This window comes from Flavobacterium chungangense LMG 26729 (genome assembly GCF_000735715.2).
Taxonomy (GTDB): domain Bacteria; phylum Bacteroidota; class Bacteroidia; order Flavobacteriales; family Flavobacteriaceae; genus Flavobacterium; species Flavobacterium chungangense.
Genome location: NZ_JASY01000013.1, coordinates 1 through 15,589 on the forward strand (window position 1 = coordinate 1; position 15,589 = coordinate 15,589).

The 15,589-nt window shown below is 34.1% G+C and carries 10 protein-coding genes and 1 tRNA gene; 7 read left to right on the forward strand and 4 right to left on the reverse strand.

Features of this window, described 5'->3' with window-relative positions:
- The 3 genes from JE46_RS18260 to JE46_RS18270 form a co-directional block, all read left to right on the forward strand.
- The coding region (locus tag JE46_RS18260; protein WP_031456728.1) for a T9SS C-terminal target domain-containing protein at nucleotides 1–1,692 on the forward strand (1,692 nt) is incomplete at its 5' end.
- Nucleotides 1,693–1,747: 55 nt separating this feature from the next.
- Entirely contained in the window at nucleotides 1,748–2,659 is a 912-nt protein-coding gene (locus JE46_RS18265) for a PorP/SprF family type IX secretion system membrane protein (protein ID WP_031456729.1), read from the forward strand.
- 12 nt (nucleotides 2,660–2,671) lie between these two features.
- Nucleotides 2,672–4,675, forward strand: coding sequence for an OmpA family protein (locus JE46_RS18270; protein WP_031456730.1), 2,004 nt, complete (start codon nucleotides 2,672–2,674; stop codon nucleotides 4,673–4,675).
- A 193-nt stretch (nucleotides 4,676–4,868) separates the two neighbouring features.
- Here JE46_RS18270 and JE46_RS18275 read toward each other — a convergent pair.
- Nucleotides 4,869–4,941: transfer RNA gene (locus JE46_RS18275), tRNA-Met, on the reverse strand.
- Nucleotides 4,942–5,058: 117 nt separating this feature from the next.
- Here JE46_RS18275 and era point away from each other — a divergent pair.
- The 4 genes from era (at nucleotide 5,059) to JE46_RS18295 (ending at nucleotide 11,227) form a co-directional block, all read left to right on the forward strand.
- Nucleotides 5,059–5,940 (forward strand): GTPase Era, encoded by an 882-nt coding sequence (gene era / locus JE46_RS18280; RefSeq protein ID WP_031456731.1) that lies wholly within the window; start codon nucleotides 5,059–5,061, stop codon nucleotides 5,938–5,940.
- Between the two features lie 134 nt (nucleotides 5,941–6,074).
- A complete protein-coding gene (locus JE46_RS18285; protein ID WP_031456732.1) occupies nucleotides 6,075–6,668 on the forward strand; it encodes a CHAP domain-containing protein in 594 nt (197 codons plus the stop codon).
- 297 nt (nucleotides 6,669–6,965) lie between these two features.
- Nucleotides 6,966–8,276, forward strand: a complete 1,311-nt coding sequence (gene der, locus JE46_RS18290; RefSeq protein ID WP_031456733.1) for a ribosome biogenesis GTPase Der — start codon at nucleotides 6,966–6,968, stop codon at nucleotides 8,274–8,276.
- A gap of 158 nt (nucleotides 8,277–8,434) precedes the next feature.
- Nucleotides 8,435–11,227: an outer membrane beta-barrel protein gene (locus tag JE46_RS18295; RefSeq protein ID WP_051872925.1), complete on the forward strand. Its 2,793-nt coding sequence runs from the start codon at nucleotides 8,435–8,437 to the stop codon at nucleotides 11,225–11,227.
- Between the two features lie 135 nt (nucleotides 11,228–11,362).
- Here JE46_RS18295 and JE46_RS18300 read toward each other — a convergent pair whose 3' ends face one another.
- The 3 genes from JE46_RS18300 to JE46_RS18310 form a co-directional block, all read right to left on the reverse strand.
- A complete protein-coding gene (locus tag JE46_RS18300) occupies nucleotides 11,363–12,106 on the reverse strand; it encodes a DUF2490 domain-containing protein (protein ID WP_031456735.1) in 744 nt (247 codons plus the stop codon).
- 164 nt (nucleotides 12,107–12,270) lie between these two features.
- Nucleotides 12,271–14,835 carry a TonB-dependent receptor gene (locus JE46_RS18305; RefSeq protein ID WP_031456736.1) on the reverse strand — a complete coding sequence of 855 codons (2,565 nt, stop codon included), beginning with the start codon at nucleotides 14,833–14,835 and terminating at the stop codon, nucleotides 12,271–12,273.
- A 246-nt stretch (nucleotides 14,836–15,081) separates the two neighbouring features.
- A complete protein-coding gene (locus JE46_RS18310; protein WP_031456737.1) occupies nucleotides 15,082–15,495 on the reverse strand; it encodes an RrF2 family transcriptional regulator in 414 nt (137 codons plus the stop codon).
- Nucleotides 15,496–15,589: the final 94 nt, after the last annotated feature.

A 15,589-nucleotide genomic window follows, 5' to 3' on the forward strand; every position in this document is an offset into this window, starting at 1 on the left:
ATCATCGATATCACGAATGTTACAGGAGCTACAGAGAACGGCGTTCAGCAGGCAACGGTAACGATCACTGATGATGAGAGTGTACCAACAGTAACTATCTCTACTCCTACGGCAGTAGAAGGTTCGAATGCAGTATTCACGGTAAGCTTGGATGTACCGAGTTCAGTAGATACAGTAATTAATGTTGTCACTACAAACGGTACAGCAGGATCTCTTGATTATACATCGGTTAATACAACAGTAATTATTCCTGCAGGCAGCACAAGTGCAACGGTGAGTATTCCAATACTGAGCGATGCCATTCATGAGCCTAGTGAGACATTTACCTTAACAGGAACCATAACTAGTGGTACTACAAGCAATATAACAGTAAGTGGAACAGGAACTATTACCGATAGCAATGGAGTTCCAACACTGAGTATTTCAAATCCAACAGTAAGTGAGGGTAGTCCAGCAGTATTCACGGTAAGTCTTAGCGGAGTAAGTTCAGTAGATACAGTAATTAATGTTGTTACAACAAACGGTACTGCGGGATCTCTTGATTATTCATTAGTGAATACTACGGTAACTATTCCGGCAGGAAGTACTAGTGTAACGGTAGGTGTCCCTACGCTGACTGATGCTATCAATGAATCATCTGAAACTTTTACCCTGACAGGTACAATAACAGCTGGATCAACCGCCAATACAACTGCGATGGGTACGGCGACCATTAGCGATACGAGTATTGTTTTAATTGCAAATAATGATGAAGCTTCACCAGATGGGATAAATGGTTCATTAGAATTTATAAATGTTCTGGATAATGATTTAAGAAATGGATTGAAAATAGATCCTTCCGATGTTAATATTCAACAGAAAACAACCTTTACATATTTTGAATTTAATTCAGATGGTACGGTAAATATATTGCCAAATACTCCAGGAGGTACTTATGAAGTCATATATGAGATCTGCGAAAAAGCTGGTTCAAATAATTGTACGACTGCTGTATTAAAAGTTTTTGTTGAAGCTCCGTCGATTGCAATTATTAAAACAGCAACATTTAATGATGAGGATAATAGCGGATATGCAAATGCAGGTGAAACGATTACCTATAACTTTAAAATTACAAATACAGGAAATGTTCCATTGTCCGGAATAAAAGTTATAGATAATTTGCCAGGAATTGTATTATCAGGACAGCCAATTAGTTTACAAGTTGGGGAATCTGATGAGCATACATTTACAGCGACATATTCTATTTCGCAAAGTGACATCAATAATGGAAGTGTAACAAATCAGGCTTCTGTAACAGGTCAAAGTCCATTAGGAGTTGTTGTTGAAGATAAATCAGATGATAAAAATAATGCTGATGATAATCCAACAGTATCAAACATAGAAGGATGTGTTATTAAAGTGTTTAACGCTGTTTCTCCTAATAATGATAACTTGAATGATGAACTTAATATTAGAGGCATTGAATGTTATCCTGATAACACTATTGAGATTTATAATCGTTGGGGCGTCCTGGTATTTTCAAGAGACCGTTATGATAATAGTAATGGAAATTTCAAAGGAATTTCAGAAGGAAGAACAACAATTAAACAATCAGAGAAATTACCTGTAGGAACCTATTTTTATATTTTAAAATATAAAGATAGTAATGCAAAGCAGCATGAATCAGCAGGATATTTATATCTAAGCAATTAATAAAAGGAAATGACTTACTGTATTTGCAGTAAGTCATTTAATAAAAGTTATAAAAATGAAAAAATTAGTTTTAGTTTTTATATTGTTTTCTGCTTTGGGTTTTGCTCAGCAAGATTCACAGTATACACAATATATGTATAATACTATCAATGTTAATCCTGCTTATGCTGGTTCCCGTGGTGTCTTAAGTATTTTTGGATTGCATCGTTCCCAATGGATTGGACTTGACGGAGCACCGACTACCAATACGCTATCTGTGAATACGCCCTTAAATCGTGAAAGTTTAGGATTAGGAGTCTCTGTTGTAAATGACAGAATCGGACCAACGAATGAAACTACTGTTTCTACCGATTTGTCTTATACAATTCATACCTCAGAATCGTTTAAACTTTCATTTGGAATTAAAGCAACAGCGAATCTATTTAATCTTGATGTCAACAAATTAGATGTAAAAGATCAGGGAGATACACAATTTCAAAATATGGACGGGAAATTCTCTCCAAATATAGGAGCAGGAATTTATTGGCATTCTGATAAAGCCTATTTAGGTTTGTCAGTTCCTAATTTTATTGAGACCAATCGTTATAATAATGAAGATGTCGCTATTTTTAAAGAAAGGATAAATTACTATTTTATAGCCGGTTATGTATTTAATTTAGATGATTTGGAATATATCAAATTTAAACCGGCATTACTTACCAAATTGGTTCAGGGAGCACCATTACAAGTGGATGTTTCGGGAAACTTTATGTTTAACGATAAATTTGTTGTAGGAGTTGGATATCGTTGGAGTGCTTCATTAAGTGCGATGGCAGGTTTTCAGGTTACAGAAGGATTATATATTGGGTATGGATATGACCATGAAACAACAAGATTGCAAAAATTCAATTCAGGTTCACACGAGGTTTTCCTTCGATTTGATTTGTTTAACAGTTACAGAAGTATTACTTCACCAAGATTCTTCTAATATTCAATTACTATGATAATTAAAAAAATAAGTTATACAGTTTTATTGTTTATGGTGGCTTTGACAGCAATCGGACAAAAAAATGAAACGGTCGATGCTGATAAAAAATATGACAAATATGAGTTTGTAGATGCCATCGAGTTATATGAAAAAGCTGCAGAAAAGGGATATAAAGACCAAAAAATACTACAGCGATTAGGTAATGCCTATTATTTTAATGCAGAATTGACTAAAGCTGTAAAATGGTACGATCAGCTTTTTGATTTGAATGCAGAGCAAGAACCCGAGTATCTCTATCGCTATGCCCAATGTCTTAAAGCAGCAGGGAATTATAAAAAAGCAGACGAGATACTAACTGAGTTCAATAAAAAAGTAAATACTGATAAACGCGGAATATTATTTGAAAATAACAAGAATTATTTAGAGGAGATAAAAGTCAATTCGAATCGTTTTGAAATCGCTGATGCCGGAATAAATTCAGCCTTATCAGATTACGGTACTACGATTCTAAATGATAAACTTGTTTTCGCTTCGGCTCGCGATACAGGTGGAGTTGCAAAAAAAATGTTCAAATGGACCAATAGATCTTTTACAAATTTATATGCTGCAGCTTTAATGCCTGACGGGAGTGTTGGTACTCCTGAGCGTTTTCAAAAGAATATTAACTCGAAGTTTAATGAATCGACACCTGTTTTTACCCAGGATGGGAAAATAATGTATTTTACCAGAAATAATTATTTAGATGGTAAAAGACGAAATGACGAAAAGAAAGTAACACTCTTAAAACTTTATAAAGCAACGTTAATTCAGGATCAATGGCAGAATATTACAGAACTTCCTTTTAATAGTGACCAATATAGTGTAGCGCATGCTGCTTTAAGCCCGGATGAAAAAACATTGTATTTTGCATCAGATATGCCTGGAACGTTTGGGCAATCGGATTTGTTTAAAGTAAGTATAAATGAAGATGGGACATATGGTAAGCCTGAAAATTTAGGAGCTGAAATTAATACCGAAGGGAGGGAAACGTTTCCCTTTATTTCAGGAGAGAATGAACTGTATTTTGCCACTGACGGAAGACCAGGTTTAGGAGGTCTTGATATATTTGTTTCCAAAATAAATACAGATTTAAGCTTTGAAGAGGTTCAAAATGTTGGAAAACCGGTAAATAGTAAACAAGATGATTTTGCTTTTGTAATTAATAGTAAAAGCAGAAGTGGTTTTTTTACGTCAAATAGAGAAAATGGGAATGGCTTAGATGATATTTACCGATTCACTGAAACCAAAAGATTAGTCTGCGAACAAGATTTGGCAGGGACTGTTGCTGATGCTGAAACAAACGAAATACTTGCCAATGCATCTCTTATGTTATTCGACGAAAATTCCAATTTTGTAGAAACAATTTCTTCAGATGAAAAAGGTAATTACAAGTTTCCTAAAGTGAATTGTGGTAAAAAATATTCCATAAGAATTTCAAAAAATGGTTACGAAACAAAGACTGTTTCAGTAACAATCAATAAAAGAACAGGAAATACTACTTTACAGATTTTGTTGGAAAAAGTATTTGTACCAATTGTAGCGAAACAAATTGAAACAAAAAAAATACCTGTTAAGGTGTTAATAAAAGCAGAAGCTGTAAAAGAAGGTGTAGATCTGGCAAAATTACTGCATTTGCCAATGAACTTTTTTGATTTGGGTAAGGCCACAATCAAAAAGGTATCAGAGCCTCAATTGAAGAAACTTGTAGATGTTTTAAACCAATATCCAACAATGAAACTTGATATTCGTTCGCACACAGATAGCCGTCAATCTGCATCAAATAATCAGATTTTATCTGAAAAAAGAGCACAATCGACAAAAAACTGGCTGGTAAAAAAAGGAATTGATGCCAGTAGATTAACGGCCAAAGGATACGGAGAAACCCAATTAGTCAATAAATGTGCCGATGGAGTAAAATGTACAGAAAAACAACATCAGTTAAACAGACGAAGCGAATTCATCATTATTAGTATGTAGTTAAGAGATATAAATTATACCTGGAGTATTTAGGAAATATTGATTTAGTTATTAATAATTATTATTAGAAAAGCAGCCTGCGAAGGCTGCTTTTCTTTTTATTATAAGCTGGCGGATGTAGAGTTAATAAACTTGTTAAAATGAAGAAAATAAAAAGGGACAAAGAAGAAATTTTCTTCTTTGTCCCAAGTAGTAGCGGGAACAGGACTCGAACCTGTGACCTTCGGGTTATGAGCCCGACGAGCTGCCTACTGCTCTATCCCGCGATGTTTCGGGTGCAAAGATACGCCGTTTTTTGAGAAATCCAACGAAAACTTAAAAAAATGTTTTATTTTCTGTATTGAGTTGATATGACTACCTTTGCACCTTAAAATAATACACAAATGTCACATAAAGCAGGATTCGTAAACATCATCGGAAATCCAAATGTTGGTAAATCAACCTTGATGAACGCCTTCGTTGGAGAACGATTATCAATCATAACATCAAAAGCACAAACTACACGTCATAGAATTTTAGGAATTGTAAACGGAGAAGACTTTCAGTTGGTTTTGTCCGATACGCCAGGAATCATTAAGCCAGCTTATGAAATGCAGGAATCGATGATGAATTTCGTAAAGTCGGCTTTTGAAGATGCTGATATTTTAATCTATATGGTCGAAATTGGTGAGCAGGACCTAAAAGATGAAGCTTTCTTTAATAAAATTATTTATGCTAAAATTCCGGTTTTATTATTATTAAATAAAATTGACAACTCAAATCAGGAACAATTAGAAACACAGGTTGCTTTTTGGAAAGAAAAAGTACCAAATGCTGAGATTTTTCCAATTTCGGCTTTGCAGAATTTTAATGTTCCGGAAGTTTTCGGAAGGATAATAGAATTACTACCGGAATCTCCAGCCTATTATCCAAAAGATCAATTGACAGATAAACCAGAACGTTTTTTTGTAAATGAAACCATTCGTGAAAAAATCCTGCTGAATTACAGTAAGGAGATTCCGTACGCAGTTGAAATCGTAACCGAAGAATTTTTTGAAGACGAAAAGATCATTAGAATTCGCTCTATTATTATGGTAGAACGTGAAACGCAAAAAGGAATAATTATTGGTCATAAAGGAGCTGCCCTTAAAAAAGTAGGTACAGATGCCCGAGCTGATTTAGAGAAATTCTTTGGAAAACAAATACATATTGAATTGGTAGTGAAAGTAAACAAAAACTGGAGAAGCAATGCCAATATGCTGAAACGATTTGGGTATAATCAGTAAAACAATTTGGGCGTGTCCTCCGGACCGGGCTATTCGTTACAATCTTTTGTTCCATTTCATTACACAAAAGGATTTTCACTTCTATCCCTCACGCACACAGAACTAAAAAGAACATTAGTTTGTAAAATAAATAAATGAAAATTAAAAAGATTACGCTTCTGATTATTTCAGTTTTAGTTTTAACATATGCGGGAATAAAAGTTGTAAAGAAAATAAACTTAAACTCTGATTATAAAATAGGACAGTCACTCGATAGTTTAAATGGCGTAAAAGTTTATTATAATGGAGGAGTAGATAATGTTCTGGAAAGAAATGTTACAAAAGACAATTACAATTTAGGCTTAAAATATCAATGTGTCGAATTCGTAAAACGATATTATTACGAACATTACAATCATAAAATGCCAGATGCGTACGGTCACGCAAAAGATTTTTTTGATTCAAAAATAAAAGATGGTGATTTAAACCGAAACAGAGGTTTGATTCAATATGCAAATCCAAGCATTGCAAAGCCTGAAATAGGAGATTTGGTAATTTTTTCAGGATCGCTTTTAAACAGATTCGGGCATGTTGCGATAATTTCTAAAGTTTCTGAAAATGAAATAGAGATTATTCAACAAAATCCAGGGCCATTTGGCAGTTCCAGAGAAGTTTTTGGTGTAAAAAATCAGGAAGGAAAATATAAAATCGAAAGTAGCAGATTGCTGGGCTGGTTGAGAAAAGAATAAAGTTTTAAAGAAAAACATTCTATTAAACCGGAATGCCCTAGCCCTGATTAGCAGTGGAAATCCTTTTGTGGAGCTTTTTAGCAGAACAAAAGATTGGAACGAATAGCAGGAATAGCTCCTAAAATAATATAAAAAGCTTAGGTACTTAGTCCCAATAACTATCGGGATAGCAATTAGCAACTTTTTTTAACTACCTTTGCAAAAAATTTAAATAAGGTATTTTGGATTTATAATTTACTGAGATTTAGTTAAAAACAAAATCTGAAATTGTGAGTCTGGGATCTAAAATTCAAAAAAATGAATAACATTGTTGCGATAGTAGGAAGACCTAACGTAGGGAAATCGACCCTGTTTAATAGGCTGATACAAAGAAGAGAAGCTATTGTAGATTCAGTATCTGGGGTTACCCGTGATAGAAACTATGGTAAAAGCGAGTGGAACGGAAAAGAGTTTTCTGTCATTGATACCGGAGGATATGTTCGCGGAAGTGATGACGTATTTGAAGGCGAAATCCGTAAACAAGTTGAACTTGCTATCGACGAAGCTGATGTTATTATTTTTGTGGTAGATGTTGAAGAGGGTATTACTCCAATGGATGATGTTGTTGCGCGATTATTGCGTAAAGTCACTAAGCCTGTTTTATTGGCTGTGAATAAGGTTGATAACGCCATGCGTGAAAAAGATGCTGTGGAATTTTATAACCTTGGTTTAGGGGAATATTTTACGTTTGCGAGTATTTCAGGAAGTGGAACGGGAGATTTATTAGATGCTTTGATCGAATCTTTTCCGGTAAAACCAGAGCCAGTTCAGGAAGAAGTAGTTTTGCCTCGTTTTGCTGTAGTGGGGCGTCCAAATGCAGGTAAATCAAGTTTTATCAATGCATTAATTGGTCAGGAGCGTTTTATGGTAACCGATATTGCAGGAACTACACGTGATGCAATTGATACCAAATTTGACCGTTTTGGTTTTGAATTCAATTTGGTTGATACTGCGGGAATCCGTCGTAAAGCTAAAGTGAAAGAAGATTTAGAATTTTATTCTGTAATGCGTTCTGTTAGAGCAATTGAGCATGCAGATATTTGTATATTGGTTATAGACGCAACCCGCGGATTTGAAGGTCAGGATCAAAGTATTTTCTGGCTGGCAGAGAAAAACCGTAAAGGGGTTGTGATTTTGGTAAACAAATGGGATTTGGTAGAAAAAGATACCATGTCTACACGTGATTACGAAGAGAAAATCAAAAAAGAATTAATGCCTTTTACAGATGTGCCAATTTTGTTTGTTTCGGCTTTGACAAAACAACGTTTATTGAAAGCACTTGAAGCAACAGTTCAGGTTTTTGAAAACAGAAAACAAAGGATTTCAACTTCGAAGTTCAACGAATATATGTTGAAAGTGATTGAAGCATATCCGCCGCCGGCAACAAAAGGAAAGTATGTCAAAATTAAATATTGTATGCAATTGCCAACCTTAACACCTCAATTTGTGTTTTTTGCCAACATGCCACAATACGTTAAAGAACCGTATAAGCGTTATTTAGAAAATAAGATTAGGGAAAATTGGGATTTCGCAGGAGTTCCGATTGATATTTACATCAGAGAAAAATAAAACACAATATCCCCACAAGTTGGGGATTTTTTTATGTCTTTTTTTATTTGATTAATGAATTGCTAGAACGAAATGGTTTTCTATTTGAAATAAACGTAGAATTCACAATTAAACCTTTCGTTTTTTCTTTAGTCTTATTGTTCTAACTAACCTTTTTTATGTCCAGATTATATTACTTTTTACTGTTTTTTATTTTTGTTTATTCGGCTAACGCTCAAAACGACATAGTTCTCAAAGGAACCGTTGTTGATATTAATACACAATTGCCGGTTGAATTGGCTACAGTTTATTTTACGACAGTCAAAGATTCTACTGTTATTGACTATACTACAACAGATAAAAATGGTTTTTTTAGGTTAAATACAAAAAAACTTGATCAGTCGGTTTTTCTTAAAATAAATTATTTAGGATATCAAACTTATACAGAAGAGCAAAAAGGGCTTTTAGAGAGCAAGGATTTTGGCAAATTATATTTGCTCGAAAATGTAAATGCTTTAAATGAAGTGATTGTTAAAAGTGAAGCCCCGCCGATCCGAATGAAGCAGGATACATTAGAATACAACGCCGCTTCATATAAAGTTCGGCCTGATGCAAATGTAGAAACTTTATTAAAACAATTACCGGGCTTTGATATTGATGAAGCAGGTAAAATGACCGTAAACGGAAGAGAAGTCAATCAGTTGTTGGTCAACGGGAAACCTTTTTTTGACAGGGATGGAGCCATCGCGCTAAAAAATTTGCCTGCTGAAATTATACAAAAAGTTCAGGTTTCTGATTTTAAAACCAAAAAAGAAGAACTATCCAAACAAGAATCTACATCGGACTATTCCAGTATCAACCTGACTATTGATGAAAAGAAAAACAAAGGTTACTTTGGGAAAATTCTGGGAGGATATGGTTCTGATGATCGTTATGAAAGCAGCCTGATCATGAATTTCTTCAATAATAAACAGAAGATCAGTATTCTGGGATCTTCTAATAATATCAATTCGACCGGTTTTGCGCAGGATGAAGTATTTGATAATATGGGAGGAGGAAGAAACAGTCAGGGAAGTGGTAATACTGGAGGAAAAGGAATCACACAGTCTAATTTGTTAGGAGTTAATTATTCTGATGACTGGAGTAAAAATTTAAGCGCAACAGGTAGTTACAATTTTGATAATAAAATTAACAAAAACGAAAGTACAGTTAATGAAATCAGTATTTTGCCTTCCGGTAATAATTATACAACATCGAGTTCGAAAACCAGAAATGAGAGTACGGGAAATAAAGCAAATTTTGAATTAGAATATAAAATTAATCCAACAACGCGTCTTGTTATTACGCCTAATGTAAGTCAGACACGTTCTAATGGGAGTTCAAATTCCAGGAATGAGACTACAGATGAAGATGGAAGAATTTTAAATACAAGTACATCAGATCCATATAGAGAAAATACGTCAACCAATTTCTCAAATACAATCAATTTTAATAAGGCTTTTGAAAAAAAAGCCAGAAACGTCAGCCTTGTTTTTACTAATAATAATTCAGGGACGGATTCTGATGGCATAGTAAACTCAACAACCGTTTTGAATAAGGATGGGGGTGAATTTATAGATAAGAGATTACAAAAAACAAAAGGTCGAAATATCTCAGATTCCTATTCTCTGGATCTTGAATATACAGAACCTATTACAGATTCGTTGCGAATAAGATTCGGAACCGATTTTGACTGGCAAAATACAGCAAACGATTTAAAAACTTTTGATAATAATTTGTCTCCGGGAACTTTGGTTGATTCAGTAAGTAATTACATAAGTTCGAAACGAAATATGATAAGTCCAAAAGTAGGACTTACTTTGAAAAAAAATAAGTTTACTTTCAACCTGAATACGAGAACCGCTATTGTTGATTTTGATAATCATTCGTTATATGAGAGCAAGGCAACAGACTTAGAAAAAAGATATGCACTGTCTTTTGGAAATATGCAGTTGCGATATAAATTCAGCAGGTCTAAGTTTTTTACTTTTAAATATGATTATTCAAACGCACTTCCATCGGCAAGTCAATTGATGCCTGTTGAGGATTTAAATAATTCATTAAATACTGTTACCGGAAATCCAAATTTGGATCCGATTGAGAAAAATAGTGTAAATTTTGATTTTAAGAATTTTGATTTCCGTACGCGTTCCGGATATAGTTTATTTATAAGAGGTGATTATTTCAATAATGATGTTATATCAACTTCTGATTTTGATGACGAAACAGGAAAAAGAACTACAACTTATATCAATATTTCAGGAACTTATAGTGCCACGGCCGGTGGAAATTGGAGTCAATCCATAAAAAAAGACGCCCATACGCTGCGATATGGTGTAGGCTTAAACGGTAAATATTCTTTTGATAAAGGGTTTACAAATAAGACTTTTTATAATGCTAAATCAGCTATAATTTCTCCAAAAGTTTATTTAACTTACGAATACGGTGAGTTGCTTACTATTTCACCATCTTACGGATTTTCATACAATCAGACGAATTATGAAAACACTTCTGCAAATTCAACTTCAAATGTCGTGCACAGAGCCGGTTTACAAACCACAACATACTGGCCGGCAAATTTAATTTTTGGAAATGATTTTGGATATACCTATAATTCGAATCTTTCTGATAATTTCAAAAAAGATTTTTACCTGTGGAATACAAGTTTGTCATATGGATTTTTGAATAAAACATTATATGCTAAAATCAAAGTTTATGATGTTTTAAATCAAAATCAAAGTGCTGGCAGAACCATTTCGGCAACCTCAGTACGCGATGAAGAAAGCACCGTTTTAAAACGTTATGCGATGTTTTCTATAGCTTATAAAATTGGAAATTTTGCAGCAGAAAAAGGATCAAAAAAAAGAGTAGGGGAACGAGGACAAGGTGGTGGCGATAGGGGTGACCGAGGTGGTAGAGAAAGAGAGGATTAAGTTTTTAATTTATAAGGATATGAGATTTGTTTAGGTTCAAAGATAGAGCAAAGATATTATTAAAAACAGACTCTAGTTTAGCTTGAGTTTGTTATTTAGCGACTGTTTCAAATTAATTTATAAAATTGAATTCTTTTATGATTTGATTTTTCTATCGATCTTATGATAAAGAGTAAAACGAATAATGTCACGATCATAAAAATCTACACCGCTTGCTCTTCTTTGAAAGCTTTTTAAATAACCTAATTCCAAACCAATATTTGGGTTAAAATGATAGCGCAAAGCACCATAAATTCTGTTTTGGTCAAAGGTGTTTTTTTTATTGTCTTTTCCGTGATTCAATAAAATTTCATCAGAAATAGTTCCTTTTAGACTTCTTTTTTCTTTTTCCCAAAGTGTAAAAGTCGATTGTAAACGATATCTGAATCGAAAGGAGAAAGAAAAATCGTTTAATAATTCTGTTTTATCCGCTTTTTGTATAAATCGTTCTTCAAGCTGAAAACGGTTATGAAAAGTAATCTTTGCAATATCGTTGATAAGAGTGATATCCTGTTGACCACGATATTCTGGAATTGTAAAATCAGGATCGGTTTGAGGAGTTTGGGTATTTACACTAAAATAGGCAAATCCTCCTCCTAAATCAATAGTTTTCGTAGTGCGATATCTTCCCTGAATCCTCAAGACCCATAAATTTTCGTGAACAGGATTTACAAAGCTGCGATTATCAAATTCAGAATGTAGTGACCATTTTTCAGTTATTGGCAAAATATTGTAGTATCGAACCCAGGTTAAAGTTTGTTGTTCGATATTTTTTTTGCTCTGAGCTAAAGAAAATTGACCTAAAAAAGCCAAAAAAAGAAAGAATCTGAAAAACTTCATCAATGTTGTATAAATTCAAGCCGCGAATATATACAAATGAGAGATGATTTTACCAGAATAAAAATTGTTTTAAATTGTATTTTGTGATTTCAATCTTGGTAAAAAAAACGAGATGCACTTATGAAAATGCATCTCGTTTAACCAAACTAACTTTATTTTTATTATTATAGCGAATATTTTAGAGTAATACCATAAGTTCTTTGATCTCCTAACACGGCAGCATAGTGTCCGGCATTTCCACCTGCTGGCAATAATTGCTCGTAATAATCCTTGTTTAAAATATTGCGCCCCCAGAAGTTAATAGATAAACCATCTGTCGCACGGAAACCTAAACGGGCATTAAAAATAGCATAACCAGGAACGATTAAATATTTTGAAGCAGAAGGACTTGATGAGAATTCTGATCTGGCATAGCTATCAAGAGCTATGAAAAATTTCCCTGCATTTCCGAAGAATCTTGCATTTTTAGTATATTCACTTCCTAAGCTTCCAGCCCATTTTGAAACACCAGGTAAATCCGATCCGGAAACATCTTTATAGTTTACAGCTTTTCCGTCAATAACAAGACCAGTATCTTCTAATGGAAGTGGTGCATTTGTAAATTTAACATATTGACCTTCAGTATAAGTTCCGGCAGCGTTAATGCTAAAGTGGCTGTTAATTACAAAACTGGCATCTAATTCGGCACCTCTTACACGTACTTTATCAGCATTAGCAAGGTATCCACGATTTACTCCTAACTCTGCAGCCTGAACGTTTGTTTGAAAATCTTTAATTTCTGTATTAAATAATGTAAGGTTCAATATAGAATTTCTAAACGGAGAAGTTTTTATACCTAGTTCATAATGATTTACATCCTCAGGCTTAATTACTGCAAGATCAGCAAGTGTTTTATCTGCTGGAGGAGTTGGAAGTCCTGCAACATTTACACCAACCGGTTTGTAGCTTTTTGCGTAAGTAGCGTAAGCATTGATTTTATCGCTAAATTTATATGTCAAAGTTAAATTTCCTGAAAAATCGGTATCGTCTGTACTTGAATCGAAAGCCTGATCTGTATACACTAATTTTTTCAGGGCAATTAATGCAGGGTCGGTTGTCTGAAGACCTCCGTATGTGGTACGCTTATAGTTTGCTTCTTTTTTATCAAAGTTATATCGTACACCAGGTAATACATGCAGGCGATCTGTTATTGCCCAGTCTAACTGTCCAAATACTGCCGCACTCGATGCTCTGATTCTTGCATCAGTTTTAATTCCATAACCTTCAAAAAGACCTGGGGTTTTCCATAAATTACTTGTTGTACTTTGAGAAAATCTCCATTGTGCACTCCCTGATTCTTCTGTACCGTTTGTTTGTGATGTCTGATCAATAAAGAATACACCAGCTACACCGCTAATCTTAGATGTTAACTGACCCGCATATCGAACTTCCTGTGTAATTTGGGTTTGTCTCGTTGGGTTTTGTGATTTTGCCAAAACCTGTAAGCCTGTAAAATCCCTATCATTTGATGGATCCCAGTTCCAGAAACGCCATGCGGTTGTCGAAGTCAAAGTTCCACCACCAATTTTGGTATCAACGTTAAAAGATATACCTCCCATATCTTGTCCGGATCTCCAAGGGGTATCCTGGTCAATTTTACGGTCAAATGCGTTTCTGCTTGGTAATTGATAATTTAAGTCTGTTATAATAGCATCAAACTGACGGTAAGCAGCTCTTTTGGTTGGTGCAACACCTGCAATTACTTGTGCATATCCGTCAGGACGTTGTGTTGTGATATCTGCAGCTAATATAATATTGGTGTTTTCTGACGGAGTATAAAGTAACTGCCCTCTAATTCCCTGATTGTTTAGGGTGTTTGTAGCTCTTCCTGTTGCAGTATTGTCAATCAGACCATCGCGTTGTGTACCTGAAAAAGAAAGGCGCCCTGCAATTTTTTTGCTTAAAGCACCTGTAACAGAAGCTTTAGCCTGAAGAAATGCATAGTTACCATAACTTACTTCTAAATCAGCACCCGATGTGAAACTTGGTTTACGAGTTGTAATGTTAAAAGCTCCTGAAGTAGTGTTTTTACCAAACAGTGATCCTTGTGGTCCACGCAAAACTTCAATTCGTTCTACATCTACAAAATCTAAAGTTGTAGCTGCCGGACGGGCATAATAAACACCGTCAACATAGAAACCAACACCAGGATCAATACCATCGTTAGTAAGGCCATAAGGAGAACCCAGACCACGAATATTTATTCCGGTATTTCTTGGGTTTGATGAATATAATTGTACAGATGGAACTAATTCTTTTATACGATTTACGTTAAAAGCTCCAGCTTGCTCAGCTTGTTTTCCAGTTACTACTGATACTGCAATTGGAATATCCTGAACTTTTTCTATTCGTCGTCTTGATGACACTACAACTTCAATAAGTTCATTTTCTTCTTTTAAGGCAATTTGTAAAAGTGGGGCTGGTAAAGTGGTTATTTCAATTTCGGTAGTTTTATATCCAACATATTGTACCAGTATAGTTAAAGGTAGTTTTTTGCTTTTTGTGTCCAGGCTAAAATGTCCGCTGGAATCAGTTATAGTGCTTATTGTAGTCCCTTTTACCACAATATTGGCTGCTTCTAAAGGTGCTTTTTGTGAATCTGTAATGGTACCTTCAATATTTTGTGCGAATGAAACCGAGAAGGCTAAAATAGATAGTATTGTAAATATATTTTTTATAGAATTTTTCATTTTTATATTATATATATGTGATTAGTAGAATTTAAATTAAAATTTTTTTACCAGCACATACAGATCATAGAAGAATTGTTTTTCACTGCAGTGAAATTTTTAGTATTACTTTTTTGCAAAAGATTTGAGACATAAGACTTACTTAATTTTACTTTCATCGGTTTAAAATTTGTAAATGATTTGTTAATTATTTTTTGCAAATATATATAAAATCTATCAGTTTAGTAGGGTTTTGAAAATATTTTTTTATTTTTTTATTAGTGAAGCGATTGTAATGTTCTGCATAGTCTTTAAAGTTTCATCACGAATGATCATTAAACCATGGCGCAGGTTGCATTCTTCCTCGGTTTTGCAATCTGAACAAGGCTCGTAAAAATTCAAAGAAGCACATGGTAAAAGTGCAATGGCACCATCAAATAAACGATGAATTTCAGCTAAAGTAATGTCGTTTTTAGACTTTATCAGATAATATCCGCCAAATTTTCCCTGCTTACTGCTCACAAAACGTCCTCGTTTCAGATCTAATAAAATCTGCTCTAAAAACTTTTTAGGAATATTGGCGCCATCAGCAATTTCTATTGTTTTAGAAATGTGATTTTCGTCTTGTTCTGCTAAATAAAGTAGGGCTTTAAGGGCGTATTTTGCTTTATGTGATAACATCTATGATTGGTTATAAATTAAAATTGTAAATAATATGAATGGCAAATTTAAGCTAAATCAATATAAAATTAAACTGAAACCAAAACTTGAACCG